The sequence below is a fragment of the Massilia sp. 9I genome, assembly GCF_902506415.1.
Classification (GTDB): domain Bacteria; phylum Pseudomonadota; class Gammaproteobacteria; order Burkholderiales; family Burkholderiaceae_D; genus Telluria.
The window spans coordinates 5,215,090-5,238,472 of record NZ_LR733275.1 but is presented as its reverse complement, the minus strand read 5'-3'; the positions used below and the strand labels follow the sequence as shown (position 1 = coordinate 5,238,472).

Genomic DNA, 23,383 nt, shown 5'->3' with positions numbered 1-23,383 from the left:
CTAGCGGTCGAATATGGTGCGGTCAAACAATGGCTGAGCACGCACTTCCCTTTTTGATTCAATCTCTTAGGCGACTTCCAGCACAATTTTTCCGACGTGCGTGCTGGACTCCATCAGCGCGTGGGCTTCGGCGGCCTGGGCCAGCGGGAAAGTCCGGTAGATCACCGGTTTGAGCTTGCCCTGCCCGAACAGCGGCCACACGCGCTCGCGCAGGCTGCGCGCGATCGCGGCCTTGAAGGCCACCGGACGCGGACGCAGGGTCGAGCCGCTGATGGAGAGGCGCCGGCGCAGCACCTGGCCCAGGTCGATCTCGGCCTTGGCGCCGCCCAGCAGCGCGATCAGGGCAATGCGGCCGTCGTCGGCCAGGCAGTCGATCTCGCGCGGGATGTAGTCGCCTGCCACCATGTCGAGGATGACGTCGACGCCCTTCCCGCCCGTCAGTTCCTTGACCACGGCGGCGAAATCTTCGGTCTTGTAATTGATGCCGCGCTCGGCGCCCAGCTGTTCGCAGGCGCGGCACTTGTCGTCGGAACCGGCAGTCGCGAACACGCGGTGCCCTAAAGCCGTGGCGAGCTGGATCGCGGTCACGCCGATGCCCGAGGTACCGCCCTGCACCAGCAGGGTTTCACCCGGCGCCAGGTGGGCGCGGTCGAAAATATTTGTCCAAACGGTAAAAAACGTCTCGGGCAGCGAGGCCGCTTCGAGCGCCGTGAGCCCTTCCGGCAGCGGCAGGCATTGCTCGGCGGGCGCGGTGCAATACTCGGCATAGCCGCCGCCCTGCACCAGCGCGCAGACCAGGTCGCCCTTGGCGAAGCCGGCCGCGGCGTAGTCGCCATCGACGATCTCGCCGGCCACTTCCAGGCCCGGCAGGTCGGACGCGCCCGGCGGCACCGGGTATTTGCCGAGGCGCTGCAGCACGTCCGGGCGGTTGATGCCGGCCGCGTGCACTTTGATCAAAACCTCGCCGGCTTTCGGCACCGGCATCGGGCGCTCGCACAGCTGGAGGACGTCCGGCTTGCCGGGCTGCGTAATTTCGATGGCGCGCATGGAGAACTCCCGTGTTGAAAAAACCGCAATTGTAAGGGAGTCGGGAAAAATGTGCGCCTGCGCTGGCGTTGCGCGCGCCGCTTACCGATGCCAGGGACTGCCGAATTCCTCGTGGGGCACACAGTGCTCCGTACGTTCGCGAACGCAGGCGCGCCCGTCGTGCGACGCCAGGTGGAGGGTGCAGAGGAAAGGATCGCCATACTCGATGTAGCCGGGGCGCTTCGGTACCGCAGGCAGGCCGAATGTGACTGACAGCCTGGCGACTGCCAGGTCTTCAGGAGAGGCTGCGTGCCGGTGCAGCGCCTGCTTCAGGTAGGACGCCCAGGTGCGGGCCAGGCTCGCACACGCAGGCGTTGCCGGCTGGGCAGTGCCCGCCAGCAGGTCAAATTCCACCCGGTTGGCAGCCGCACGCGCTTCCGTGTACAGCACGCCAAGGGCCCAGTACCACTCGTAGTTGTTATTGCGCCCGATGAACTTGTCGAGCAGTCCCGCCGTCGTATGGCGCAGCTTGTACCTGGAGAGCACGTTCCCTTTCAGTAGCGCGCTTGCCTCTCCGCCTCCTGTGGGGCCACGCTCACGCCTACCAACGTATCCCGGCGCAGCCGTACCCGCGTGTGCGGGACGCGGATGCCGGCCGACATGCCCCACGCGGCAGCCCAGCGCAGCGCCCGATCCGTTTCCGGTCCGAAGGGGCGCGCAGCGGAGGCCCGGTTCAGCGCGGCCGACATACGCTGCATTGCGTAAAGCTTTCTCATCGAAACAATCTTGGCCATGTGACCAAGATAGCGGCGATGGCCGCGGCTGACCGTGCCTTACCTAACTCAGGACGTGATCATCTCGCGCGGGCTGAACAGCGGCGTCAGGCCGGCGTCCACGGCCTGCAGGGCCTGCAGCGCCATTGCGTAGGCGCCGTCGTAGGTTTTCGCGGCAGCAATGAAGCGGCCGTTGTGGCAGAACTTCGCGTCCGCCACGCCGGTCACGGCGGCAAGGTCCTGGTCGCGCAGGCCGGCCCAGCTCTCGGGCAAATCCGCGCGCGCTTCGAAGGTGTCGGTGGTGGCGGGCACGGTGTGCAGCATGTAGCGGTCTTCCGACAGGCTATGGCTGAGCACAAAGAGCACCTTCGGCATTTCCTTGCGCACCACCGAACTCCATGGCAGCGCCGCATTCTTCAGGAACAGCAGGCGGCCGTCTTCCAGCACCTGCGACTGGCGCACCTGCGCGAGCGCGAGGATGGCGCCGACGCGGTACTTGACCGAATTGACGATGACGTCGGTGAGGAAGGCCATCGCCTTGCGGAACTGGGCCAGGCGGTAGGCTTCCGCTTCCGCACCATAGCCAAGGCGCTGCTCGTCCAGCCAGTTCGGGTTGTAGCCGGACACCACGGCCGACATGCCGTAGCCGCCCGGCGCATTCTTGGCCGCACCGACATCCGACAGGTCGAGGTACTGGACGATGTCGGCATCGATGGCGTAGGCCATCTGCTGGGCGGTGTCATCCTCCAGCTGGTGCCCGGTGTGCGCGGCGGCCAGCGCGGCGACACAGCGTGCGCCGTATTCGCGCCAGACCAGGCCCGCGCTGGCATAGGGCACGCCGCTGGCGCGGGCGCCCTCGAAACCTTTCTGGTGGTGGTCGAAGCGGCCGGTGGCCGGATCCCAGATGCCGCCGACGTCGACCACGAAGTCCGCGGCTTCGATGATCGATGGTTCGCGCGTCCTGACGATCTCGGCGTCGGGGAAAAGGATGTGCAGGACGGCCACCGCCCATGCGTCGTCGGCGTGGAACTTGCCGTTGTGGGTCACGATGACCATTGAGTGCTCCAGGATGCTTTGTTCGAGGAGCGCATCATACCGGCTTCACCCATGTTCCGGCGCGAGCCGCTCCGGATGGCTGTAGAGCACGTGCCGCCCTCCCCGCACAAAACCCGCCAGGGTCAGCCCCGCGTTCTGCGCCAGCTGCACCGCCAGCGCGGTCGGCGCAGAGATCGCGGCTAGCAGCGGGAAGCCGGCGCGCGCCGCCTTCTGCACCATCTCGAAGCTGGCGCGGCTCGTCACCACTGCGAAGCCGTTTGTGACATCGACATTGCCGCGCACCAGCGCGCCGACCAGCTTGTCGAGTGCGTTGTGGCGGCCGATGTCTTCGCGCACGCGCAGCAGTTCGCCGTCGGCATTTGCCCAGCCGGCGGCGTGCACGGCGCCGGTCGCATGATGCAGGTCCTGGCGCGCGGCCATCGCCGCCATCGCGCGGTGCAGTGCATCCGGGTCGAAACGCGCAGCGCTGGCGTTCATGCGCAACGCCAGCGCCTCGTCATCGAACCATGCCAGGCTCTCGATGCCGCACAGGCCGCAGCCGGTTTTCCCAAGGCGCGCACGGCGCGTTTCCTTCAGCTGCAGCATGGCGCCGGCCGCGATGCGCATCTCGATGGCGATTCCGTGGGCCGACTCTTCCACCTCGATGTCGTAGATGTCGCGCGCGTCCGGCACGATGCGTTCGGCCAGCGAGAAGCCGACCGCGAAGTCTTCCAGGTCCTGGGGCGAAGCGAGCATCACCGCATGGCTGATGCCGTTGTAGACGAGCGCCACCGGCACCTCGTCCGCCACCAGTTCGGAGCCGCTTTCCAGCTGCCCCTCGGCCCAGCGCGCGGCCGGCAGGCGGCAGGCGCCCGGCGGCGCGAAGAAGCCTTCGCCCGCGTTCATGACGGCCTCCCGCTGCGCTCCAGGACGACGTCGATCGCCTTCGCCGCCGGCACCTTGCTCTCCTTGGCATGGTGCCACAGCGGGATGAGGGGATTCAGCTCTGGGAAGTAGCCGGCGATGCAGCCCTGCGGCACGTCGTAGGGCACCACCGCCAGGCCGGAGACGCGCCGCTCGACGCCGTCGTCGGCGGCGCAGCGCAGGTCGACCAGGTCGCCCTGCGCCAGCGCGTACTTCGCCATGTCGGCGCGTCCCATGAAAATCACCATGCGGCTGCCGTAGACGCCGCGGAAGCGGTCGTCGTGACTGTAAATGGTGGTGTTGAACTGTCCGTCGCTGCGCACCGTGAACAGGCGCAGCGTCGCGGCGCCGCCTTTCAGGTCCGGATTGCCTGCGAGCGCTTCCGGCACTGTGAATTCCGCTTTGCCGCTCTCGGTCTTCCACACGCGGTGCGCGGCGCCCAGCGGCTTGCGAAAACCGCCCGGCGTCCACATGCGCGCATTGAAGTCGTGGAAGATGTCGGGATAGGTTTCGGCGATCGCGTCGCGCACGGTAGCGTAGTCGCCTACCCAGCGGTCCCAGTCGACGCGCGGGTTCGGGGCCAGCGTGGCCTTGGCGATGCCGGCCACGATCGCGGGTTCCGACAGCAGCGTAGTGGCTACCGGCTCGGCCATGCCGCGTGAGCCGTGCATGCAGGCGGTCGAGTCCTCGATCGTCACCGCCTGTTCCACCCCGCGCTGGCGGTCGATCTCGATCCGTCCCAGGCAAGGCAGGATGTAGGAGGCTTTGCCGTGTACCAGGTGGTTGCGATTGAGCTTCGTCGAGACCTGCACCGTCAGCGGAATGTCGCGCCAGGCCGCTTCCATCAAGCCGCGCTCCGGCACCGCGCGCACGAAATTCCCGCCCAGGCCGATGAAGGCTTGCACCTTGCCGGCCAGGATGCCTTCACAGGCCTCGACCGTGTTCATGCCCTGCTCGCGCGGCGGCTCGAAACCATACTGTTCCTTGATCTTGTCGAGCGGCGCCAGCTCGGGCTTTTCGGTGATGCCGACCGTGCGCTGGCCCTGCACGTTGGAGTGGCCGCGCACCGGACACACGCCGGCGCCCGGCTTGCCGACATTCCCGCGCAGGAGCAGCAGGTTGACGACCATCGCCACGTTCTGCACGCCGTTGCGGTGCTGCGTCAGGCCCATGCCGTAGACCGCCATCACGGCGCTTGAGCTGCAGTAGACCTCGGCCGCGCTTTCCAGCGCCGCGCGGCGCAGGCCGGATTCGCGTTCGATGTCGGCCCAGTCGCAGGCACGCACCGCGGCCTCGAATTCGGCCAGGCCGTGGGTGTGCTCCAGCAGGAAGTCCATGTCGAGCACGCGCTGCGCTCCGGCCGCATGGGCTGCGTCGTCGCGCGCGAAGATCGCCTTGCACAGGCCCATGATGGCGGCGGTGTCGCCGCCTGGTTTCACTTGGTGGTACTGGGTGCTGATCGGCGTCTCGGCCCCGGTCAGCATCTCCGTCGGCGACTGCGGATTGGTGAAGCTCACCAGGCCGCGCTCGCGCAGCGGGTTGAAGGTGATGATCGGCACCCCGCGCCGGCGCGCTTCCTGCAGCTGGTGCAGCATGCGCGGGCTGTTCACGCCCACGTTCTGGCCGAAGAAGAAGATGCAGTCGGTCTTCTCGAAATCTTCCAGCAGCACGGTGCCGACCGGGACGCCGATCGTCTTCTTCAGCCCCACGGAGGTGCTTTCGTGGCACATGTTCGAGCTGTCCGGCAGGTTGTTATTGCCGTACATGCGCGCCAGTAGCGCGTACATGTAGGAGGTCTCGAGCGAGGCGCGCCCCGAGCTGTAGAACACCACCTGCTTCGGGTCGAAGCCGCGCAGCGCCGCGCCGATCTCGGCGAAAGCGGCGTCCCAGGATATCTCGCGGTACTTGTCGAGCTGGGCGTCATAGCGCAGCGGGACCGTCAGGCGGCCCTGGTCTTCCAGCCGGTGGTCGTCCCATGCTTCCAGCTCGGTGACGGTATGGCGCTCGAAGAAATCGGCGCCAATCGCCTTGCTGGTGGTCTCCCAGGCGGTGGCCTTGGCGCCACTTTCACAAAATTCGAAGGGATGCGGATTGGCCGGCTTGGCCCAGGCGCAGCTGACGCACATGAAGCCGTCCGGCTTGTTTTGCCGCAGCAGCAGGCGGCTGTCCTTCAGCGGCACGCGCTGGTGCAGCAGGATGGTGGTGACCTCCTGCACCGAACCCCAGCCGCCGGCCGGCATGGTCGGGTTCTCGATCCTCAGGTCTTCGGAATGCTTGCTCATGACCGCTCCCTCGTCAGTGGAACTGCCACGCTAGTCCTGTTTGCCGAATCGCTCGGTGCGCCTGCCCACAGACCGGGCCACAGCATGGGTCAATTACCGGACAAGATTTCTTTTCGATCCACGGAACATTCTTGCAGGAATATTAATCTTTCGAGGCTTCGATGCCGCGCAAAGGAAGGATGCGCCGCGGTCTTGTCCACGGGCGACGGGGTAGCTAGATTGACAAGACGAGCTCATGCGTAAGGCATGTGCACCACCTGGAGGAGCATCCGATGAACCGCTTCCTGTCCGTGCTGCATGATGCAGCCCACCGCTTCAGGGATTTGATCGACGTCCAGCCTGCCCGCATGCCGCCGGCCCGCCGGCGCCTGCTGCTGGGCAGCGCCATGCTGGCCGCCGCGATCGCCCTGCCCTCGCATCCCGCCGGGGCCCAGCCCTGGACCACCGAGCACTGGACCGGCGCCTGGGGCACGGCCCCGGCCGGCCCGCCACCCGAGGCCAGCTTGCAGACCTTTACCGACCAGACCGTGCGCCTGATCGTCCACACCAGCATCGGCGGCAACCGCGTGCGCATCCGCGTGTCGAACGAACTCGGTTCCACCGCCCTGACGATCGGCGCGGCTAGAGTCGGCCTGCGCGCCGGCGGTTCCGACGTGGCGGCCGGCACCAGCCGCCCCCTCACCTTCGGCGGCCGCAGCGTCGTCACGATTCCGCCCGGCGCGCCCGCCGTCTCCGATCCGGTGGAGCTGAACGTGCCGCCCCTGTCCGACCTGGCGGTGAGCCTCTACCTGCCCGGCACCATGCAGGCCACCACCGTGCACCAGCTGGCGCTGCAGACCAACTACGTCTCGTTGCCCGGCAACTTCACGGCCGCCTCGCCGCTGCCGGTGCAGCGAACGATCCAGGTCTGGCCCTTCCTCACCGAGGTCGATGTCGACACCGCAGGTCCGGCCATCGTCACCCTGGGCGACTCGATCACCGACGGCACCCGCAGCACGCCGGACACCAACAACCGCTGGCCTGACTGGCTGGCGCGCCGCCTGCAGACCGAGCGCGACCCGGTCATCGGCATCAATGCCCGCATCGGCGTGGTCAACCGCGGCATCAGCGGCAACCGCCTGCTGAGCAATTCGCCCAACACCCTGTCCGGCCGCAGCGCGCAGGAACGCTTCGACCGCGACGTGCTGGCGACGAACGGCGTGCGCTACCTGGTGGTCCTCATCGGCATCAACGACATCGGTAACAGTTCGGCCACCGCACCGGTGACCGCGGAAGACCTGATTGCCGCCTACCGCCAGCTGATCCACCGCGCGCATGCCAAGGGCATCAGCGTCATCGGCGCCACCCTGACGCCGTTCGAAGGCGCGGCTTATTACTCACCCGAGAAGGAAACGCTGCGGCAGGCGGTGAACAACTGGATCCGCAACAACGACGAGTTCGACGCGGTGATCGACTTCGACCGCGTCACCCGCGACCCGGTGCGGCCGACGCGCTTCCTGCCGGCCTACGACAGCGGCGACCACCTGCATCCGAACGACCTGGGTTACCAGGCAATGGGCAGCGCGGTGCCCTTGACCCTGTTCCGCAGCGCCGCCAAAGCGCAAGTCACACGGCCGCTATGAGGCTCAAATAAAAACAGCCGGGCGGGGCCGGCGGTTCTGGACTGGATCAGGAACTGGTTCCCGTGCGCGAACTGGTCGGCAGCGGCTTGCCCGGCTTCCACAGCCGTGACAGCGACTGCGCCTCCTCGATCTGCTCCTGGGTCATCTGGCGCGAGATCGCGGCGCGCTGCTCGACCGCGTTGTGGTTGCCGCCCGCGGCGGACAGATTCCACAGCATGTAGGCCAGCACCATGTCCTGCGGCATGCCGGCCTGGTGATAGCGGTACATCAGGCCGAGCGCATGCTGGGCCTCGGCATGGCCCTGCTCGGCCGCCTTGCGGAACCAGGTCACGGCGTGGCGCTGGTCCTGCGGCACGGCGTTGCCGGTGTAATACATGGCCCCGACCACGTACTGCGCGTCGGCCTTGCCCTGCTGGGCCGCCTTGAAGTGCCAGGTGAAGGCCTGCTTGTAGTCGCGCGTGACGCCGCGGCCCATGTAATACATCAGGCCCAGCAAATGCTGTGCGTCCGCATGGCCGGACTTGGCAAGCGGGACGATCTCTTTCAGTGCTGTCGCGTAGTTGCGCGCGTTATACGCGCTGGCCCCTTCCGCGAAGCCCGCATGCGCCCCGGCCTGCAGGCCGAGCACGAGTGCGATCGCTACGAATAGTTTTTTCATGTCTCGTTCATGGATCAGGATCTCTGCGTACCCTTGGTCCTGGTTATGGGCTCACTTTGTTCTTGTACGTTCTGCCGCTTACTTCCAGTTCACCTTGCCCAGGCCGTCGACGCTCTGCTTGCGGTTCTGCGGCTTGCCGTAGACCGTCACCGAACCCAGGCCCGACAGGGTCAGGTTGGCGCTGTCCCTGGCGGTCACGGTGGCATTGCCGAGGCCGGACAGCTCGAGGGTGACGTTTTCGGCGGAGAACTGCTGGGCATCCAGCCCGCCCAGTCCGCCGAGTTCCGCCTTGAGCTTGCGGCTGCGGCCCGACAGGGTCACGTAGCCGGCGCCGCTCAGGTTCAGCTCGACGCTCTCGCTGTTGATGCCATGTATTTTCATGCTGCCGACGCCGCCCAGGTTGGCGGTGAGCACCCTGTAATTACATGATACATTCATCGAGCCGGCCCCATCGAGGTTAAGCTCGAGTTCGTCGCCCGAGAAACCGGTGACGGCGGTGCCGCCCACGCTTTCGGAAGTCACTTCGCGCAGGTTCGGCAGCGTCAGTTCCGCGTGCAGACCCATGCTGCGGCCCAGGTTGATGCTGACGCCGCGGGTTTCGGTGCCGATGTTCAAGGTGTCGCCGCTTTGCAGCGTGGTGGTCTTGCCGAGCAGGCGTGGATCGCCGGTCAGCACCAGCAGCGGCGTGTTGCCCTGGCGAATCTTCAGGTCGACCACGCCGTCGAGCTTGACGCGCACCACGCGCGCATCGACCTGGCGCGTCTCGGTCACCACTTCCGCCGCCTGCGTGATCCCCATGCAGGTCAACAGCGAGGCGCACAGTGCCGCGAAAGCCAGGCCGATCTTGGAAAGCTGCTTCATCGAATTCTCCGAATACCTATTCTTGGTTGTGTTTGCTGCCGGCCTCGTGGGCTAGCTCTACCGCAACATTACCAGCAAGTGGGTTTCTCCACTGCATGGTCTTAGCATGTTGCAACTATATCCTCTCGCCCCGCCGGTGCATACGGATCTGCGACGGACTGCAAAAAACGCGGCCCAGAGCGGCATATACCGGGATGGCCGCCCGTTGCGCCGCTTCGACATAGCGCAAACTTATTGCCGAAAATAGATTACTTATTGGCATTCCATTGCGCTAAGATGCAGCGCATGACAGCCGGGACTGTCACCACAACATTTACAACATTTCAGCTTCCCGAAATCACAACGAGGTCAATCCATGCGCATGCGCCAACTACCTGTTTTACTGGCCGGGCTCAGCTTCTCGCTGTCGGCCTTTGCCGCCTCCGCGGACCAGTGGACCCTGCCGGTCGCCGTCAAGAAACTCGATAACGGCCTGACCGTCATCGTCACCGAAGACCACAGCTCGCCGACCGTCGGTGTGTCAGTCGTTTACCACGTCGGCATGCGCCTGGAGCCGAAGAACCGCACCGGCTTCGCGCACCTGTTCGAGCACCTGATGTTCCAGGGCACGCCGAACGCCAAGAAGGGCGTGTTCGACACCACCATCACCGGCGGCGGCGGCCGCAACAACGGCTCGACCCGCCCCGACTTCACCAACTACATCGAGACCGCGCCGGTATCCGCGCTGGAACCGATCCTGTGGCTGGAAGCGGACCGCATGAAGACCCTCGACTTCAACCCGGCCACGCTGAAGAACCAGCAGGACGTGGTGAAGGAAGAGATCCGCGTGAACGTCAAGAACCAGCCCTACGGCGGCTTCTACTGGATCGACATCGGCCAGCACGCGTTCCAGAAATGGGAGAACAACCACGACGGCTACGGCAGCTTCGAAGACCTCGAGAACGCCAGCCTGGACGACGTGCGCGCCTTCCACCGCGACTACTACGGCCCGAACAATGCAGTGATCGCGATCGCCGGCGACGTCACCCCGGCGCAAGGGTTCGCACTGGCGCAGAAGTACTTCGGCGGCATCCCGGCGCGCGCCACCCCGAAACCGACCGACTTCAGCGAAGGCCTGAACACCGTCGAGAAACGCGTCGAGCAGAGCGACGCCCTGGCCCAGGTGCCGGCGATCGCCGCGGCCTGGAAGGTGCCGCCGCGCGGCCACCGCGACCAGGCCGCCGTCGCCGTGCTGGGCGAGCTGCTGGGCGGCGGCGACGCTTCGCTGTTCTACCAGGGCCTGGTCAAGGGCCGCGAGATCGCGCTGAACGTCGACACCCTGTTCGGCCTGACCGGCCCGTTCGAGTACAACGGCCCGACCGTGATGACCGTGTTCGCGCTGTACAAGCCGAACAGCAGCGCCGACGCCATGCTCAAGGCGATGGACGAAGAGATCGCCAAAGTGGTGCAGAACGGCGTCGACGCCGCCACCCTCAAGCGCGTCAAGACCCGCATGCTGGCCGACTGGAACAACAAGCTGGAAAGCTTCATCAACCGCGCCGACACCGTGGCCAAGATGCAAGTCCTGTGGGGCGACGCCAACGTGGTCAACAAGATCCCCGGCTGGATCGAAGGCGTGACCTCGGAAGACATCCAGCGCGCGGCCCGCACCTACCTGGTGTCGACCAACCGCACCGTCATTGACCGCAAGCCTGCCGCGATGGCCGGCGGCGCTAACAAATAAGGAGCGCATCGATGAAAAAACTGATGCTTGCAATCGCCGTCTCGGTCGCGTTCGCGCCGGCGGCTTACGCTGCACCCGCTGCGGAAAAGAGTCTGCCGATGCCCGCCTACGGCAAGGACAAGCCCATTCCGGTCCCCAAGATCAGCAAGAAGACCCTCAGCAACGGCCTGACCGTGTGGGTGGTGCCGCGCAACGGCCTGCCGCGCGTGGACTACGTGCTGGCGATCCGCGGCGCCGGCTTCGCCGCCGACTCGCCTTCGACCCCGGCCTTCGCCAACATGATGGCCGGCCTGCTCAACGAAGGCACCGCCAAGCGCGACTCGCGCGCGATCGCCGAAGCGGCCCAGGGCATGGGCGGTGAAGTCGCCGCCGGCGCCTCGTCGGACGGCATCGTCGTTTCGGCCAACGCGCTGGTGTCGCAGGCCGCCCCGATGATGCAGCTGTTGGCCGAAGTCGCCCGCACCCCATCCTTCCCGGAAAACGAAGTCGCGCTAGCCAAGGCCAACGCCTTGCAGTCGCTGCGTGTGTCCGAGACCCAGCCGGGCTTCCGCGCCGAGCGTGCAATCAGCCGGGCGGTTTACGGCGACCACCCTTATGCGCGCACCACCCCGACGGTGGAAGCGATCAACGCCGTGACCCAGGACATGCTGCGCGCTGAACACGCGAAACGCATCCGTCCCGACCGCGCCCTGCTCGTGATCACCGGTCCGCTCAAGGAAGCCGACGCGCTCAAGCTGGCCGAAAGCGCCTTCGGCGACTGGAAGGCGAGCGGTTCGGCGCTGCCGGAAACCGCGATGGCGCCCGCCAATGCCAAGCCGGCGCGCATCCTGCTGCAGCGCGGCGGCAGCGTGCAGTCGACCGTGCGTCTGGGCGGCCCCGGCATCGCCGCTAGCGCCGAGGACCAGATCCCGCTGCGCCTGGCCAGCACCATCCTGGGCGGCGGCTTCTCGAGCCGCGTGAACATCAACCTGCGCGAAGAAAAGGGTTACACCTACGGCGCCTCGGCCGGCGCGCGCATGAACCGCGCAGGCGGCGCGATCGTCGGCGGCGCCGACGTGCGCAACGAAGTGACCGGCGCGGCGCTCAAGGAGTTCATGGGCGAGTACAAGCGCATCGGCAGCGACCTGGTGCCGGCCAAGGAAATGGACATGAACAAGCGCTACGTCGCAGGCGGCTACATGATCAGCAACCAGCTCCAGGGCGCGGTCGCCCGGACCTTGGCCCAGAACTGGCTGGTCGGCCTGCCGGCCGAGTTCCTGGGCGAGTATGTGCCGCGTATCCAGAAGGTCACGCCGGAACAGGTGCGATTGGTGTCGAAGAAGTACTTCTCGCCGGAGAACCAGTCGATCGTCGTGGTCGGCGACCAGAAGGCGGTGGGCGAACAGCTCAAGGCCTATGGCGACTTCAGCGTGATGGAGAAATAAGGCCGGCTGCACCAGACGTAAAAAAGCCCCGCGATATTTCGCGGGGCTTTTTTTATGGCCTCAATCAGCGGAAAGCTTCATCAGCACCAGCCCGGACACGATCAGCACCGCCGCGACGACCCGCATCGTACTGAGCTGCTCGCCCAGCATGATGACGCCGGCCACGAAGGCGCCGACCGCACCGATGCCGGTCCAGATCGTATAGGCGGTACCGAGGGGAATGCTGCGCATCGCAGCGGACAACAGCACAAAACTGACAATCGCGCCGACGAACGTGATAATCGAAGGCCACAGCCGGGTGAAGCCTGCCGAGTACTTCATCCCGATCGCCCACACCACTTCAAACAGTCCTGCCAACACCAACATCAACCAAGCCATGATCGGCTCTCCTTGCGAAAACCCGGGCCGTCCCGGTTATTGTTCCCACGCTGGGGGAGGCCGTCCTCCTGCTGCCATTTTAACTCAGCCGTGCTAGCCCTTCAGGGCGCGCTCCAGGTCCGCCAGCTCGGCCGGCTTGACCAGGTGGGCGTCGAAGCCGGCGTCCATCGCGCGGCGCCGGTCTTCCGGCGAGCCGTAGCCGGTGTGGGCCACCAGCCGGATATGGGCCAGCGCCGGGTTCTTCTTGATACGGCGCGCGACTTCGTAGCCGTCGATGCCCGGCAGGCCGATATCGAGCACGATCACCTGCGGACGATGGCGCAGGGCCAGCTCTTCGATTTCGGCGGCGTCGGAGGTGGTGCAGGTCTCGTAGCCCATCTCGGCCAGCAGGAAGCCCATCATTTCCATGGCGTCGACGTTGTCGTCGACCAGCAGCACGCGCATGCCGCTGCCGCCCGTGTCGCCCGTCTCGCAATGCGCCAGGCTGGCCGTCGGCGCACTTACGCGCAGCAGCGGCAGCTCGACCGTGAAGGTGCTGCCCATGCCAATGCCCTCGCTCTGCGCCGACAGGTGACCGCCATGCAGCTCGAGCAGGTGCGATACCAGCGACAGGCCGATGCCCAGGCCTTCCGGCGCGCGGTCCGGCGGCACGTCCACTTGGGCGAACATGCCGAAGATGCGCGGCAGGTTGTCCTCGGCGATGCCGATGCCGTTGTCGCGCACCGCGATCTGGACCCGCTCGTTGCCGGCCAGGCTGACAGAGACGCGGATCTCGCCGCCCTTGGGAGTGAACTTGGCCGCGTTGTGCAGCAGGTTGCCGACCGACTGCGCCAGGCGCACCGGGTCGCCCTTGACCCACACATGCTGCTCCGGCAATTCCACGTCCAGATGGTGGCCGCGCGCCGTGATCAGGGGGCCGGCGGTTTCGATCGCCTGCTGGATCACCGCGCCCAGGTCCACTTCTTCGGTGCGCAGCACGATCTTGCCTTCCGAGATGCGGGCGACGTCGAGCAGGTCGTCCACCAGGTGCGCCAGGTGGTCGACCTGGCGCGTGATCACTTCGCGCGCGCGCGCCTGGCGCTCGGCGCCGCTCGGGCCGCTGCCTTCGCTGGTGGAGCCCAGCAGCGCGGCGGCGTTGCGGATCGGGCTGAGCGGATTGCGCAATTCGTGCGCCAGCGTGGCCAGGAACTGGTTCTTGTTGCGGTCGGCCGCGCGCAGCAGCGCTTCCATGTCCTTGCGGGTGGTGATGTCGCTGGTCACGCGCGCCACGCGGTACACCTCGCCGCGCGCATCGCGGACCGCGAACAGGCGGTCGCGCACCCAGTGGGTGCGGCCGTCCGGGCCCAGGATGCGGAATTCGTCGTCGTAGTGCGGCACATCCGGCAGCTGACGCCAGCGCTGCGCGATGCGCTCGCGGTCTTCCAGGTGCACCGCGTCGAGCCAGGCGTCGGGCCGTTCGCGCAGGACGTCCACGCTCGCGCCCCACAGGTCCGTATAGGCGGGGCTGACGTAGACCAGGCGGCCGTCCGGGACCCCGAACATCCAGAACACGTCGTCTATGTTGTCGGTGATCTGGCGGAAGCGTTCTTCGCTGTCGCGCAGCTCGACCTGGGTCTGGCGCATGCGCACCAGCGCGTTGACGTTGGCGATCAGCTCGTCGGCCTCGATCGGCGCCGCCAGGTAGTTGTCGGCGCCCCCTTCCAGGCCACGGATCTTGTCGGCGCGGCCGGTCAGCGCGGCCGAGGTCTGCAACACCAGTACCATGGCGCTGTCGGGATTGGCCTTGATGCGGCGGCAGACCTCGATGCCGTTAATGTCGGGCAGCTTCACGTCGAGCAGCACCAGCGCGGGGCTCAGGCGCTTTACCAATTCCAGCGCATCGGTGCCGTTGGTCGCCTCCACCACTTCGAAGCCCGCCCCCTGCAGGATGCGGTTCTTGGCATAGCGGGCGCCGTCGTTGTCGTCGACGTTGAGGATCAGGGTCGAATTGGCTTTCATGATTCGGTTCCGTCTAGGCTTGGCTGCAGGTCGTGCTCGGGCATGCGCCGCGGCAGGGTCAGCGTGAAGGTCGATCCCGCGCCGACTGTACTGGCCACGTCGACGCGTCCATGCAGCAGTTCGGCCAGTTTACGGCAAAGCGGCAGGCCGAGGCCAGTCCCCTTGCTGCGCCGCTGGAGCGGATGCTCGATCTGGCTGAACTCTTCAAAAATCAGTTGCAAATTGTCGGGGCTGATGCCGATCCCGGTATCGACGACCGCAAACGCGATCGTGTCCTGCTGCGCATCGTAGCTGGCCGAGACCCGCACCTCGCCGCGCTCGGTGAACTTGAGCGCATTGGAGATAAAGTTGCGCAGGATCTGTGAGATCTTCCCCTCGTCGGAGTCGAAGGCGTCGGTGAATTCGCTCGGCTCGAAAACCAGTTCGACCCGGCCTTCGTCGACCAGCGGCCGCATCATGCCTTTCAAGGCGCGGAACAGGTTGTCGACCACCACCGGCGCCAGCTGCACGTCGACCTTGCCGGCCTCGATCTTGGCCAGGTCGAGCAGGTCGTTGACCAGGTCCGACAGGTCATTGGCGGCCTTGGCGATGAACTGCACCTGGCGCTCCTGCTCGCCGGTCAGGTCGCCGTCCATGCGGTCCAGCAGCAGCTGCGCCAGGGCGCGGATCGAGGACAGCGGCGTACGCAGCTCGTGGCTGGTATTCGACAGGAAGCGCGACTTCATTTCGTCGGCGCGGCGCAGGCGCTCGGCCTTGTCTTCGATCTCGGCGTACAGCGCGACGATGCCGCGGTTGGTGTCTTCCAGTTCGCGCGTCAGCGACAGCAGGTCTTCCTGGCGCTCGCGCAGCTCGGCCAGCGTGGCCAGCAGTTCGTGGTTCTGCTGTTCCAGTTCCTGCAGCGTGTTCGATACCGGGCTGCCGGCCAGGCGCGTGCTCATCTCCGCCAGGCGCGCGCTGTCGATCATCACGTGCGGCGGCAGGGCCTTGCGCATGGTGACCGCGGTGACCGCACCCTGCTCCGGCTCGACCTCGCAGGAGTCCATCAGGCGGTGCGCGCTGATCAGCGCCAGTTCCGGCAGCGTGCGGCTGAAGCCCTCGTCCAGCGCGGCCGGCCCGGGCGAATGCCGCGCGCCCATGCCGGGATGGATCGTGACCTCCAGGTGCAAGCGGCCCAGGTTGCGGCCCAGCAGGAAGGCCGCACGGCCGCCTGATCCCTGGTGGCATGCGGCACGCGCGATCTCGGACACGGCGGTGGCGATGCGCACCTGGTCCTGCTGAGAAAAGCCGAGCAGCTCCGAGACCTGGCGCGCACGCTGGCGCACCGCGACCACGTCCTGGTCGCTGTCGAGGGCAAGGTTGAGGATGCGGTGCAGGCTCATGTCAGCTCCCGTGGCGGCGCACGACCAGCACCATGGCGTCGTCGCGGCGGCGGATGAAGTCGCGCATCAGGACCGCCGCGATCAGGGCCGGGCTGCGCCCTGCCAGGCCCGGGTACTTGTCCAGGTCCCACTGGGTCTGGATGCCGTCCGAATGCATGATGCACACCGCGCCCGGCCCGAAGGGCAGCGGGAACTCCTGCACCTTGCGCATGTTGTGGCCGACGATGCCGTTGTGCGACACCAGGGCGCGGCGCTTGTCGTCGATGACGCAGCCGGCGATGTTGCCGACGCCGGCGAAACGCAGCTCATCGGCCTCAAAGTCGATGCGCGCGGTCGCCAGCGCCGCACCGCGCGTGGGGCGCAGGGCGTCGTGCGCGGCCTGCATCAGCTCACCCGCTCCGCAGGCTTTGCCTGCTTCCAGCGCCTTGATGGCCGCGGCAGCGGCGCGCGCCGCTTCCGGACCGTGACCCAGCCCGTCGGCCGCCAGTAGCGTGGCGCCGTAGCCGTCGCAGCGTACCGCCCAGCCGTCGCCGCATTCTTCTTCGCCGGCCATCGGCGTCCACAAGGCGCCCACCTCGACGCCGCAAGGCTGCGGCGCCGGCATGTCGCGCCACAGGCGCATGAAGAAGGCGGAACCGGCGCCAGCTTGGGTGTAGGCGTCGAATTCGTCGGACAAACGGCCCAGCGCGCCCAGGCCGGTGCCCGCGGTGCCGGCAGTGGACACGCCATCGATCAGGCTGGCGTCGAGGTCGGCGATCCCGGGGCCCTTGTCGACCGCCAGCACGTCGACCCCCGCGCCGGCGCCGGATTGCGCCGGTCCGATGTGGATCTCGCCCTCGCCGGCGTGCTTGAGGATGTTGGTAGCGGCCTCGGTGATGATCAGCGCCAGCTGGCCGGCGCGCGTCTCGTCGAAGCCGAGGGCGTCGGCCAGCTTCTGGCCGCTGCGCCTCACCGCCGCCACGTCGCTCGCATGGTTGATCACGAACACCTGCTGAGGTGTAAGTGAACTGATCAGCGCTTCCATTTCACCACCAGCACGGCAGTGCCCTCTCCCGGACGGCTGTCGATGTCGAATTCGTCCCCGAGGCGCTTCGAACCGCCCAGGCCGAGGCCAAGGCCCCCGCCGGTGGTGAAGCCATCGCGCAGCGCGCTCTCGATGTCGGGGATGCCCGGCCCGGCGTCGACGAACAGCAGGCTGATGCCCTGGCGGATGCCGTCGGCCAGGCTGTCGAGGTGGACCTCGCCGCCGCCGCCGTACTTGATCGTATTGCGTCCCAGCTCGCTCGCGGCGGTAACCAGCTTGGTCTGGTCGACCAGCGACAGGGCAATGGCCACCGCCCGCTCACGCACCTGCTTGCGCAGGCCTACAACGTCCTCGTCCGACTTCAGGCGCAGTGTCACGCGTGCGGTCCGGTGCTGGCGGTGGCGATCCAGCAGCGCGGTGTCGAACAGGACTGCGTCGATATGCGCGCCGTTCATTAGTTAAAATTCTTTCCCAGCAGGGCCATGCCCTTTTCGACGTTCAGGGCGGTCTTCACGCCGTGCAGGGTCAGGCCCAGCTCGACCAGCGTGATCGCAACGGCCGGCTGCATGCCGACCACCACGGTGCGGGCGTCGAGCACGCGCGCCATGGCGGCGGTGTTGCTGATCATGCGGCCGATGAAGGAGTCGACCAGGTCGAGCGCCGAGATGTCGATCAGGACGCCCTTGGCGCCGTCGCTCACGATGCGCTCGGTGAGGTCGTCCTGCAGCTGCATGGCGAGGCGGTCGTGCATGTCGACCTGGATCGTCACGAGCAGCAGGTCGCCCATGCGCAGGATAGGAATGCGTTCCATGGCGGTTTCGCTTACGACTTGGCGACGATGGTGGTGCCGGTGCGCTCGAGCGCGACCATGAAGGCGTCGGCCAGGGTGGCCTTGGTGACCACGTCCTCGAGGTTCACGCCAAGGTGCACGATGGTCTGGGCGATCTGCGGGCGAATGCCGCTGATGATGCAGTCGGCGCCCATCAAGCGCGCGGCGGCGATGGTCTTCATCAGGTGCTGGGCCACCAGGGTGTCGACGGTCGGCACGCCGGTGATGTCGATGATGGCGATGATGGCGCCGGTGTCGACGATCTTCTGCAGGATGTTTTCCATCACCACCTGGGTGCGGGCCGAATCCAGGGTGCCGATCAGCGGCAGCGCCAGGATGCCGTTCCACAGTTTGACCACCGGCGTCGACAGCTCGAGCAGCTCCTGCTGCTGGCGCACGATGATCTGGTCCTTGGTCTTCTGGAACACTTCGATGGTGTACAGGCCCAGCTTGTCCAGCAGAGTGCTGATGGTCCACGAAGCTGCGGCCATGCCTTCGGCGTCGCCGTCGAAACCGGCGCGCAGGCGCGCGAACATGGCCTGCTTCAGCGAAAAGACGAAAGTCGCGGTCTCGCTCGGGGTCGATCCCGACCTGGCGCGGGTCGACGAGATCTCGGCCAGCAGGTCGCGCACCTCGTCCCACGAACGGTGGTCGATATTGTCCAGTTCACCCGCGCGGGTGGCCACGCCGAACGCGGCCAGGAACTGCTCGCAATGCTTGCGCAGCTGTTCTTTCGAGCTGGATGTTCCGCGCACGATCAGCGCTTCCAGCTGCGCAATCCATTCCGCGCCGATTTCGGCCTGGTGTTCCTGGATGAGCTGGCTGATGCGGGCGGCGTAATCCTTCGTGGTCATCGGTTCGATTCCTAGAGTTGGATGATTGAATTCAGTGGGCGCTACGCGGAACACGGGCGTGCGAACCCATCGTTGAGTAAATAAATAACTATAACACTTATTGCATTACGGTTACGACACACTTGTACCGTGCGCGATGGGTTTTCGCGGCGGCGTGTTCTCTCCAGAGGAATAGTCTGAGAAGCAATATTTGTTACTTCCCAGTATTGCGTGGGCAAACCCTTCCCGGTCCGCTAAGATGCCGGCGCCCGGCAGCAGCACCGCACTTTCGCCTCATCCCAGCCGGGTGCAGCATCAATGAATGAAGGTCGTAGCGCGTGGTCGAGAACGTAGTGGGAGTAGTAGCCGGGACTGCCCCGGCAAGCCAGAAACAATTCGTCCTGATTAATTTGTTAAAAGGCCTGGCGGCGCAGCTGATCGTGCTGCATCACCTGGCCTTCTACGGCCCCATGTCCGACCATGCGCGACGGCTAGCGCCCGCGCTCGTCGACTGGCTCTACGACCATGCGCGCATCGCGGTCCAGGTCTTTCTGGTAATCAGCGGCTTCCTGGCCGCGAAATCGCTGGCGCCCGCCGGCCTGCCTGTAACGGGCAATCCCCTGCACCGCATCGGGCGCCGCTACCTCAAGCTGGCGCCGCCCTTTTTCGTCGCGATGCTGCTGGCCGTGGCCTCCTCCAGCCTGGCGGGCAACTGGATGACCCACGACTCCATCTCGCCCGCGCCGACCGCCCTGCAACTGGGCGCGCACGCCCTGCTGCTGCACGGCGTGCTGGGCGTCGAGTCACTCTCCGCCGGCGCCTGGTACGTGGCGATCGACTTCCAGCTGTATGCCTTGATGACGCTGCTGGCCTGGCTGTGCGGAACACGCGCGAAGCCCTGGCTGCTGCCCGCGCTGGTCGCCGCCGGCATCGCCGCCTCGCTCCTGCATGTCAATCTGGATGCGGACTGGGACGTGTGGGCGCCCTACTTCTTCGGCAGCTACGGACTGGGTGCGCTCGCATGGTGGGCCAGCGATCCGGAGCGCCGGTCCGGCGCCAATGCCTGGCTGCTGGGCGCAATGCTCCTGCTGCCTTCGCTGGCCTTGCTGCTGGAATTCCGCAGCCGCATCGCGCTGGCCTTCGCGGTCGCCTGCGCGCTGTTCCTGTTCGGGCGCGTGCGGCCAAGGGCCAGTGCCGGCGGCGTACTGGCCGCTGTCAATTACGCGGGCAAGGTGTCGTTCTCGGTCTTCCTCGTCCACTTCCCGGTTTGCCTGCTGGTGAACGCGGCCTTTACGCGTTTCGTCCCGGATGGGGCGCATGCGCAGGCAGCCGGCATGCTGCTCGCGTGGATTGCCAGCCTGGCGGCCGGCGCGGCCTTCTGCCGCTGGGTGGAAACACCGCTGGGCGCGCTGTTCACACGTTCTCGCCAGATGCGATCGGCGCAAGCATCGCTAGCCTGGCGTACGTAGCACGGCCTCGATCACCCGTCCACTGCGGCGGTCGACCCTGAACACCAGCAGCTGCTCCTTGCCGGCGCTGCCGTTCGATGCGGACTGCGCGACCAGATAGGCCGGGTCCTCGAAATCGGCATACACGCTGGGCTCTCCCAGCAACAGCTTGATCTCGGCAACCGACATCCCCGCCGGCGGATATTTGTCGAGCAGGGAGGCCATCATGCAGCCCCGCTTGACGCGGTCGGCGTGCGCCCACCCGTCGCGATCGAAGTCGCACGAGCCCCATTCGAATACCAGGACGACGGCGGTGTTGCCGCCGCAGGCGTGCAGGCACAGCGACAACACGATCATGGAAAGCAGGGAACGCATGCTTTGCCCCGAAAGAAAGGACATCAGCTTACGATTCTCGGATGATGCCTCCCGGACTTGTTGTGCCGTCTCAAACCAGAATGCCTTGCCGATAAAAAAACCGCCAGGCTCACGCACTGGCGGTTCTCGTGTCGAGCGGCGAACCGCTCAGGCTTGACGCAGGATTACTGCGCCGCGCCTTCGACCGGATCGGCAGCCTTCATCGACAGCTTCAGGCGGCCGCGCTCGTCGGTCTCGAGGACCTTCACGCGCACTTGCTGGCCTTCCTTCAGGTAGTCGGCCACGGCGTTGACGCGCTCGTTGGCGATCTGCGAGATGTGCAGCAGGCCGTCCTTGCCCGGCATGACCTGGACGATCGCGCCGAAGTCCAGCAGCTTGAGCACGGTGCCGTCGTAGGTCTTGCCCACTTCGACCGATGCGGTCAGCTCTTCGATGCGGCGCTTGGCTTCCTGGCCGGCGGCGGCATCGACCGACGCGATGGTCACGACGCCTTCGTCGGTGATGTCGATCTGGGTGCCGGTTTCTTCGGTCAGCGCGCGGATGACGGCGCCGCCCTTGCCGATCACGTCACGGATCTTTTCCGGGTTGATGCGGATGGTGATCAGGCGCGGTGCGAAGTCCGACAGTTCGGTCTTCACGCTCGGCACGGCGCGCTGCATCTCGCCCAGGATGTGCTGGCGGGCTTCCTTGGCTTGCGCCAGCGCCACCTGCATGATTTCCTTGGTGATGCCCTGGATCTTGATGTCCATCTGCAGCGCGGTGATGCCTGCCGGGGTACCGGCGACCTTGAAGTCCATGTCGCCCAGGTGGTCTTCGTCACCCAGGATGTCGGTCAGGACTGCGAACTTGCCGCCTTCCTTGATCAGGCCCATGGCGATGCCGGCGACGTGCGCCTTCATCGGCACGCCGGCGTCCATCAGTGCCAGGCAGCCGCCGCAGACGGAGGCCATCGACGAGGAACCGTTCGACTCGGTGATTTCCGAGACCAGGCGCACCGAGTAGCTGAACTCGTCAGCCGATGGCAGCGCAGCGACCAGCGCGCGCTTGGCCAGGCGGCCGTGGCCGACTTCGCGGCGCTTCGGGGTGCCCACGCGACCGGTTTCGCCGGTGGCGAACGGAGGCATGTTGTAGTGCATCATGAAGTCGTCGGTGTACTCGCCCATCAGCGCGTCGATCTTCTGGCTGTCGCGCGCGGTGCCGAGGGTGGCGACCACGAGTGCCTGGGTCTCGCCGCGGGTGAACAGGGCCGAACCGTGGGTACGCGGCAGCACGCTGGTGCGGATCGCGATCGGACGCACGGTGCGGGTGTCGCGGCCGTCGATACGCGGCTCGCCGTTCAGGATCTGCGAACGCACGACCTTGGCTTCCATGTCGAACAGGATGTTGCCGACTTCGGCAGCATCGGCAGCGACGCCCTGGGTTGCCAGGCCGGCCATCACTTCAGCCGAGATCGACTTCAGCTTCTGCTGGCGCGCCGATTTTTCGCGGGTCTGGTAAGCGTCACGGACTTTTTCCGAAGCCAGGTCGCTCACGCGGGCGATCAGTTCTTCGTTCTTCGGCGCCGGGCTCCACTCGACTTCCGGCTTGCCGCCTTCGGCCACCAGGTCGTGGATCGCGTCGATGACGGCCATCATCTGGTCATGGCCGAAGACGACCGCGCCCAGCATGACTTCTTCCGACAGTTGCTGCGCTTCCGATTCCACCATCAGCACGGCGGTTTCGGTGCCTGCCACGACCAGGTCCATCTGCGAGGTCTTGAGCTGGGTGGTGGTCGGGTTCAGGATGTACTGGCCGTTCGCGTAGCCGACGCGCGCTGCGCCGATCGGGCCGTTGAACGGGATGCCGGCGATGCACAGCGCAGCCGAGGCGCCGATCATCGACGGGATGTCCGGGTCGATCTCAGGGTTGACCGACAGGACGTGGATGATGACCTGGACTTCGTTCAGGTAGCCTTCCGGGAACAGCGGGCGGATCGGACGGTCGATCAGGCGCGAGGTCAGGGTCTCTTTTTCCGAAGGACGGCCTTCGCGCTTGAAGAAGCCGCCCGGGATCTTACCGGCAGCGTACGTTTTCTCCATGTAGTCGACGGTCAGCGGGAAGAAATCCTGGCCCGGCTTCGCGTCCTTCTTGGCGACCACGGTGGCCAGGATGACGGTGTCTTCGACCGACACGACGACGGCGCCGCTTGCCTGGCGCGCGATTTCACCCGTCTCCAGGGTGACCGTGTGTTGACCGTACTGGAAGGTTTTCGTAACTTTGTTAAACATGGGTAATCCCTTTCATTTTGCCGACAGATTTTCAGGGGCTGTCGTTCACCTCACCACGGACGGAGCATTTCCGTCATTACTGCAAAACAACTAACAAATCACAAACAAAAAATGCCCGCGACAGGTATCTGGCGCAGGCATTTCGTGACTAAATCGTCTTGACCAACGATTACTTACGCAGGCCGAGCTTGGCGATCAGGTCGCGGTAGCGGTTTGCGTCTTTGCGCTTCAGGTAAGCCAGCAGGCTCTTACGACGGTTAACCATCATGATCAGGCCACGACGCGAGTGGTGATCTTTCTGGTGTGCCTTGAAGTGGCCGTTCAGCTCGTTGATGCGTGCGGTCAGCAGTGCAACTTGGACTTCCGGCGAACCGGTATCGTTCTGGCCACGTGCGTTGTCCGCGATAATCGCGGCTTTGTTGATGTTTTCTACGGTCATGATGTTACCTTTCACATGCGGTGCAAGAGTCGCAACCCAGCGCACCGTGATTGTTGAATTACCTGCCCAAAACGGACAGACCCGC

General features: G+C 66.0%; 21 protein-coding genes. 4 read left to right on the top strand and 17 right to left on the bottom strand.

From position 1 onward, the window contains the following. Positions 1-66: 66 nt before the first annotated feature. The 5 genes from GV068_RS23475 to GV068_RS23455 all read right to left on the bottom strand — a co-directional run bounded on the left by GV068_RS23475 (position 67) and on the right by GV068_RS23455 (position 6,040). A complete protein-coding gene (locus GV068_RS23475; RefSeq protein WP_159703723.1) occupies positions 67-1,047 on the bottom strand; it encodes an NAD(P)H-quinone oxidoreductase in 981 nt (326 codons plus the stop codon). Between the two features lie 81 nt (positions 1,048-1,128). Continuing rightward, positions 1,129-1,572: a hypothetical protein gene (locus tag GV068_RS23470; RefSeq protein WP_159703721.1), complete on the bottom strand. Its 444-nt coding sequence runs from the start codon at positions 1,570-1,572 to the stop codon at positions 1,129-1,131. 296 nt (positions 1,573-1,868) lie between these two features. Beyond that, positions 1,869-2,855 (bottom strand): MYG1 family protein, encoded by a 987-nt coding sequence (locus GV068_RS23465; protein ID WP_159703719.1) that lies wholly within the window; start codon positions 2,853-2,855, stop codon positions 1,869-1,871. 45 nt (positions 2,856-2,900) lie between these two features. Beyond that, entirely contained in the window at positions 2,901-3,740 is an 840-nt protein-coding gene (gene fdhD / locus GV068_RS23460) for a formate dehydrogenase accessory sulfurtransferase FdhD (protein WP_159703716.1), read from the bottom strand. Beyond that, positions 3,737-6,040 carry an FdhF/YdeP family oxidoreductase gene (locus GV068_RS23455; RefSeq protein WP_159703713.1) on the bottom strand — a complete coding sequence of 768 codons (2,304 nt, stop codon included), beginning with the start codon at positions 6,038-6,040 and terminating at the stop codon, positions 3,737-3,739. The genes fdhD and GV068_RS23455 overlap by 4 nt, the downstream gene beginning before the upstream one ends. Positions 6,041-6,312: 272 nt before the next feature. Between GV068_RS23455 and GV068_RS23450 the strand changes: the two genes are divergently transcribed. Next, complete coding sequence (locus GV068_RS23450) at positions 6,313-7,662, top strand: SGNH/GDSL hydrolase family protein (protein ID WP_159703710.1); 1,350 nt, start codon at positions 6,313-6,315, stop codon at positions 7,660-7,662. A 46-nt stretch (positions 7,663-7,708) separates the two neighbouring features. On the opposite strand, the gene GV068_RS23445 is transcribed toward GV068_RS23450, so the two are convergent. After that, positions 7,709-8,320, bottom strand: coding sequence for a tetratricopeptide repeat protein (locus GV068_RS23445; RefSeq protein WP_159703707.1), 612 nt, complete (start codon positions 8,318-8,320; stop codon positions 7,709-7,711). A gap of 78 nt (positions 8,321-8,398) precedes the next feature. Next, complete coding sequence (locus GV068_RS23440) at positions 8,399-9,181, bottom strand: GIN domain-containing protein (RefSeq protein ID WP_159703704.1); 783 nt, start codon at positions 9,179-9,181, stop codon at positions 8,399-8,401. Positions 9,182-9,542: 361 nt separating this feature from the next. Between GV068_RS23440 and GV068_RS23435 the strand changes: the two genes are divergently transcribed. Both GV068_RS23435 and GV068_RS23430 read left to right on the top strand, forming a co-directional pair. After that, positions 9,543-10,904 carry a pitrilysin family protein gene (locus GV068_RS23435; RefSeq protein WP_229464445.1) on the top strand — a complete coding sequence of 454 codons (1,362 nt, stop codon included), beginning with the start codon at positions 9,543-9,545 and terminating at the stop codon, positions 10,902-10,904. Positions 10,905-10,915: 11 nt separating this feature from the next. Beyond that, a complete protein-coding gene (locus GV068_RS23430; RefSeq protein WP_159703698.1) occupies positions 10,916-12,328 on the top strand; it encodes a pitrilysin family protein in 1,413 nt (470 codons plus the stop codon). Positions 12,329-12,388: 60 nt separating this feature from the next. On the opposite strand, the gene sugE is transcribed toward GV068_RS23430, so the two are convergent. From sugE to GV068_RS23395, 7 genes are all read right to left on the bottom strand, one after another. Next, positions 12,389-12,706, bottom strand: coding sequence for a quaternary ammonium compound efflux SMR transporter SugE (gene sugE / locus GV068_RS23425; RefSeq protein WP_159703696.1), 318 nt, complete (start codon positions 12,704-12,706; stop codon positions 12,389-12,391). A gap of 93 nt (positions 12,707-12,799) precedes the next feature. Continuing rightward, positions 12,800-14,704 (bottom strand): response regulator, encoded by a 1,905-nt coding sequence (locus tag GV068_RS23420; protein ID WP_159703693.1) that lies wholly within the window; start codon positions 14,702-14,704, stop codon positions 12,800-12,802. Further along, complete coding sequence (locus tag GV068_RS23415) at positions 14,701-16,083, bottom strand: sensor histidine kinase (RefSeq protein ID WP_159703690.1); 1,383 nt, start codon at positions 16,081-16,083, stop codon at positions 14,701-14,703. The genes GV068_RS23420 and GV068_RS23415 overlap by 4 nt, the downstream gene beginning before the upstream one ends. Before the next feature lies 1 nt (position 16,084). Beyond that, positions 16,085-17,107, bottom strand: coding sequence for an ATP-binding SpoIIE family protein phosphatase (locus GV068_RS23410; RefSeq protein WP_159703687.1), 1,023 nt, complete (start codon positions 17,105-17,107; stop codon positions 16,085-16,087). Further along, positions 17,095-17,562, bottom strand: coding sequence for an anti-sigma regulatory factor (locus GV068_RS23405; RefSeq protein WP_159703684.1), 468 nt, complete (start codon positions 17,560-17,562; stop codon positions 17,095-17,097). The genes GV068_RS23410 and GV068_RS23405 overlap by 13 nt, the downstream gene beginning before the upstream one ends. Next, positions 17,562-17,918, bottom strand: a complete 357-nt coding sequence (locus GV068_RS23400; protein WP_159703681.1) for an STAS domain-containing protein — start codon at positions 17,916-17,918, stop codon at positions 17,562-17,564. The genes GV068_RS23405 and GV068_RS23400 overlap by 1 nt, the downstream gene beginning before the upstream one ends. An 11-nt stretch (positions 17,919-17,929) precedes the next feature. Next, positions 17,930-18,790 carry an STAS domain-containing protein gene (locus GV068_RS23395; protein WP_159703678.1) on the bottom strand — a complete coding sequence of 287 codons (861 nt, stop codon included), beginning with the start codon at positions 18,788-18,790 and terminating at the stop codon, positions 17,930-17,932. Positions 18,791-19,122: 332 nt separating this feature from the next. Between GV068_RS23395 and GV068_RS23390 the strand changes: the two genes are divergently transcribed. Continuing rightward, a complete protein-coding gene (locus GV068_RS23390; protein WP_159703675.1) occupies positions 19,123-20,238 on the top strand; it encodes an acyltransferase in 1,116 nt (371 codons plus the stop codon). Here the strand turns inward: GV068_RS23390 and GV068_RS23385 are convergent. The 3 genes from GV068_RS23385 to rpsO form a co-directional block, all read right to left on the bottom strand. Beyond that, on the bottom strand, positions 20,221-20,592 hold the full coding sequence (locus GV068_RS23385) for a hypothetical protein (protein WP_159703672.1): 372 nt from the start codon (positions 20,590-20,592) through the stop codon (positions 20,221-20,223). The two genes, GV068_RS23390 and GV068_RS23385, sit on opposite strands and share 18 nt — an antisense overlap. A gap of 164 nt (positions 20,593-20,756) precedes the next feature. Beyond that, positions 20,757-22,859 carry a polyribonucleotide nucleotidyltransferase gene (gene pnp / locus GV068_RS23380; RefSeq protein WP_159703669.1) on the bottom strand — a complete coding sequence of 701 codons (2,103 nt, stop codon included), beginning with the start codon at positions 22,857-22,859 and terminating at the stop codon, positions 20,757-20,759. 169 nt (positions 22,860-23,028) lie between these two features. Continuing rightward, positions 23,029-23,298: a 30S ribosomal protein S15 gene (gene rpsO, locus GV068_RS23375; protein WP_027867691.1), complete on the bottom strand. Its 270-nt coding sequence runs from the start codon at positions 23,296-23,298 to the stop codon at positions 23,029-23,031. Positions 23,299-23,383 lie beyond the last annotated feature (85 nt).

Bases quoted from the DNA above. Each gene is read 5' to 3' on its own strand.
- GV068_RS23475 (WP_159703723.1), bottom strand. From the start codon at position 1,047: ATGCGCGCCATCGAAATTACGCAGCCCGGCAAGCCGGACGTCCTCCAG.
- GV068_RS23465 (WP_159703719.1), bottom strand. From the start codon at position 2,855: ATGGTCATCGTGACCCACAACGGCAAGTTCCACGCCGACGACGCATGG.
- fdhD (WP_159703716.1), bottom strand. From the start codon at position 3,740: ATGAACGCGGGCGAAGGCTTCTTCGCGCCGCCGGGCGCCTGCCGCCTG.
- GV068_RS23455 (WP_159703713.1), bottom strand. From the start codon at position 6,040: ATGAGCAAGCATTCCGAAGACCTGAGGATCGAGAACCCGACCATGCCG.
- GV068_RS23450 (WP_159703710.1), top strand. From the start codon at position 6,313: ATGAACCGCTTCCTGTCCGTGCTGCATGATGCAGCCCACCGCTTCAGG.
- GV068_RS23445 (WP_159703707.1), bottom strand. From the start codon at position 8,320: ATGAAAAAACTATTCGTAGCGATCGCACTCGTGCTCGGCCTGCAGGCC.
- GV068_RS23440 (WP_159703704.1), bottom strand. From the start codon at position 9,181: ATGAAGCAGCTTTCCAAGATCGGCCTGGCTTTCGCGGCACTGTGCGCC.
- GV068_RS23435 (WP_229464445.1), top strand. From the start codon at position 9,543: ATGCGCCAACTACCTGTTTTACTGGCCGGGCTCAGCTTCTCGCTGTCG.
- GV068_RS23430 (WP_159703698.1), top strand. From the start codon at position 10,916: ATGAAAAAACTGATGCTTGCAATCGCCGTCTCGGTCGCGTTCGCGCCG.
- sugE (WP_159703696.1), bottom strand. From the start codon at position 12,706: ATGGCTTGGTTGATGTTGGTGTTGGCAGGACTGTTTGAAGTGGTGTGG.
- GV068_RS23420 (WP_159703693.1), bottom strand. From the start codon at position 14,704: ATGAAAGCCAATTCGACCCTGATCCTCAACGTCGACGACAACGACGGC.
- GV068_RS23415 (WP_159703690.1), bottom strand. From the start codon at position 16,083: ATGAGCCTGCACCGCATCCTCAACCTTGCCCTCGACAGCGACCAGGAC.
- GV068_RS23410 (WP_159703687.1), bottom strand. From the start codon at position 17,107: ATGGAAGCGCTGATCAGTTCACTTACACCTCAGCAGGTGTTCGTGATC.
- GV068_RS23405 (WP_159703684.1), bottom strand. From the start codon at position 17,562: ATGAACGGCGCGCATATCGACGCAGTCCTGTTCGACACCGCGCTGCTG.
- GV068_RS23400 (WP_159703681.1), bottom strand. From the start codon at position 17,918: ATGGAACGCATTCCTATCCTGCGCATGGGCGACCTGCTGCTCGTGACG.
- GV068_RS23395 (WP_159703678.1), bottom strand. From the start codon at position 18,790: ATGACCACGAAGGATTACGCCGCCCGCATCAGCCAGCTCATCCAGGAA.
- GV068_RS23385 (WP_159703672.1), bottom strand. From the start codon at position 20,592: ATGCGTTCCCTGCTTTCCATGATCGTGTTGTCGCTGTGCCTGCACGCC.
- pnp (WP_159703669.1), bottom strand. From the start codon at position 22,859: ATGTTTAACAAAGTTACGAAAACCTTCCAGTACGGTCAACACACGGTC.
- rpsO (WP_027867691.1), bottom strand. From the start codon at position 23,298: ATGACCGTAGAAAACATCAACAAAGCCGCGATTATCGCGGACAACGCA.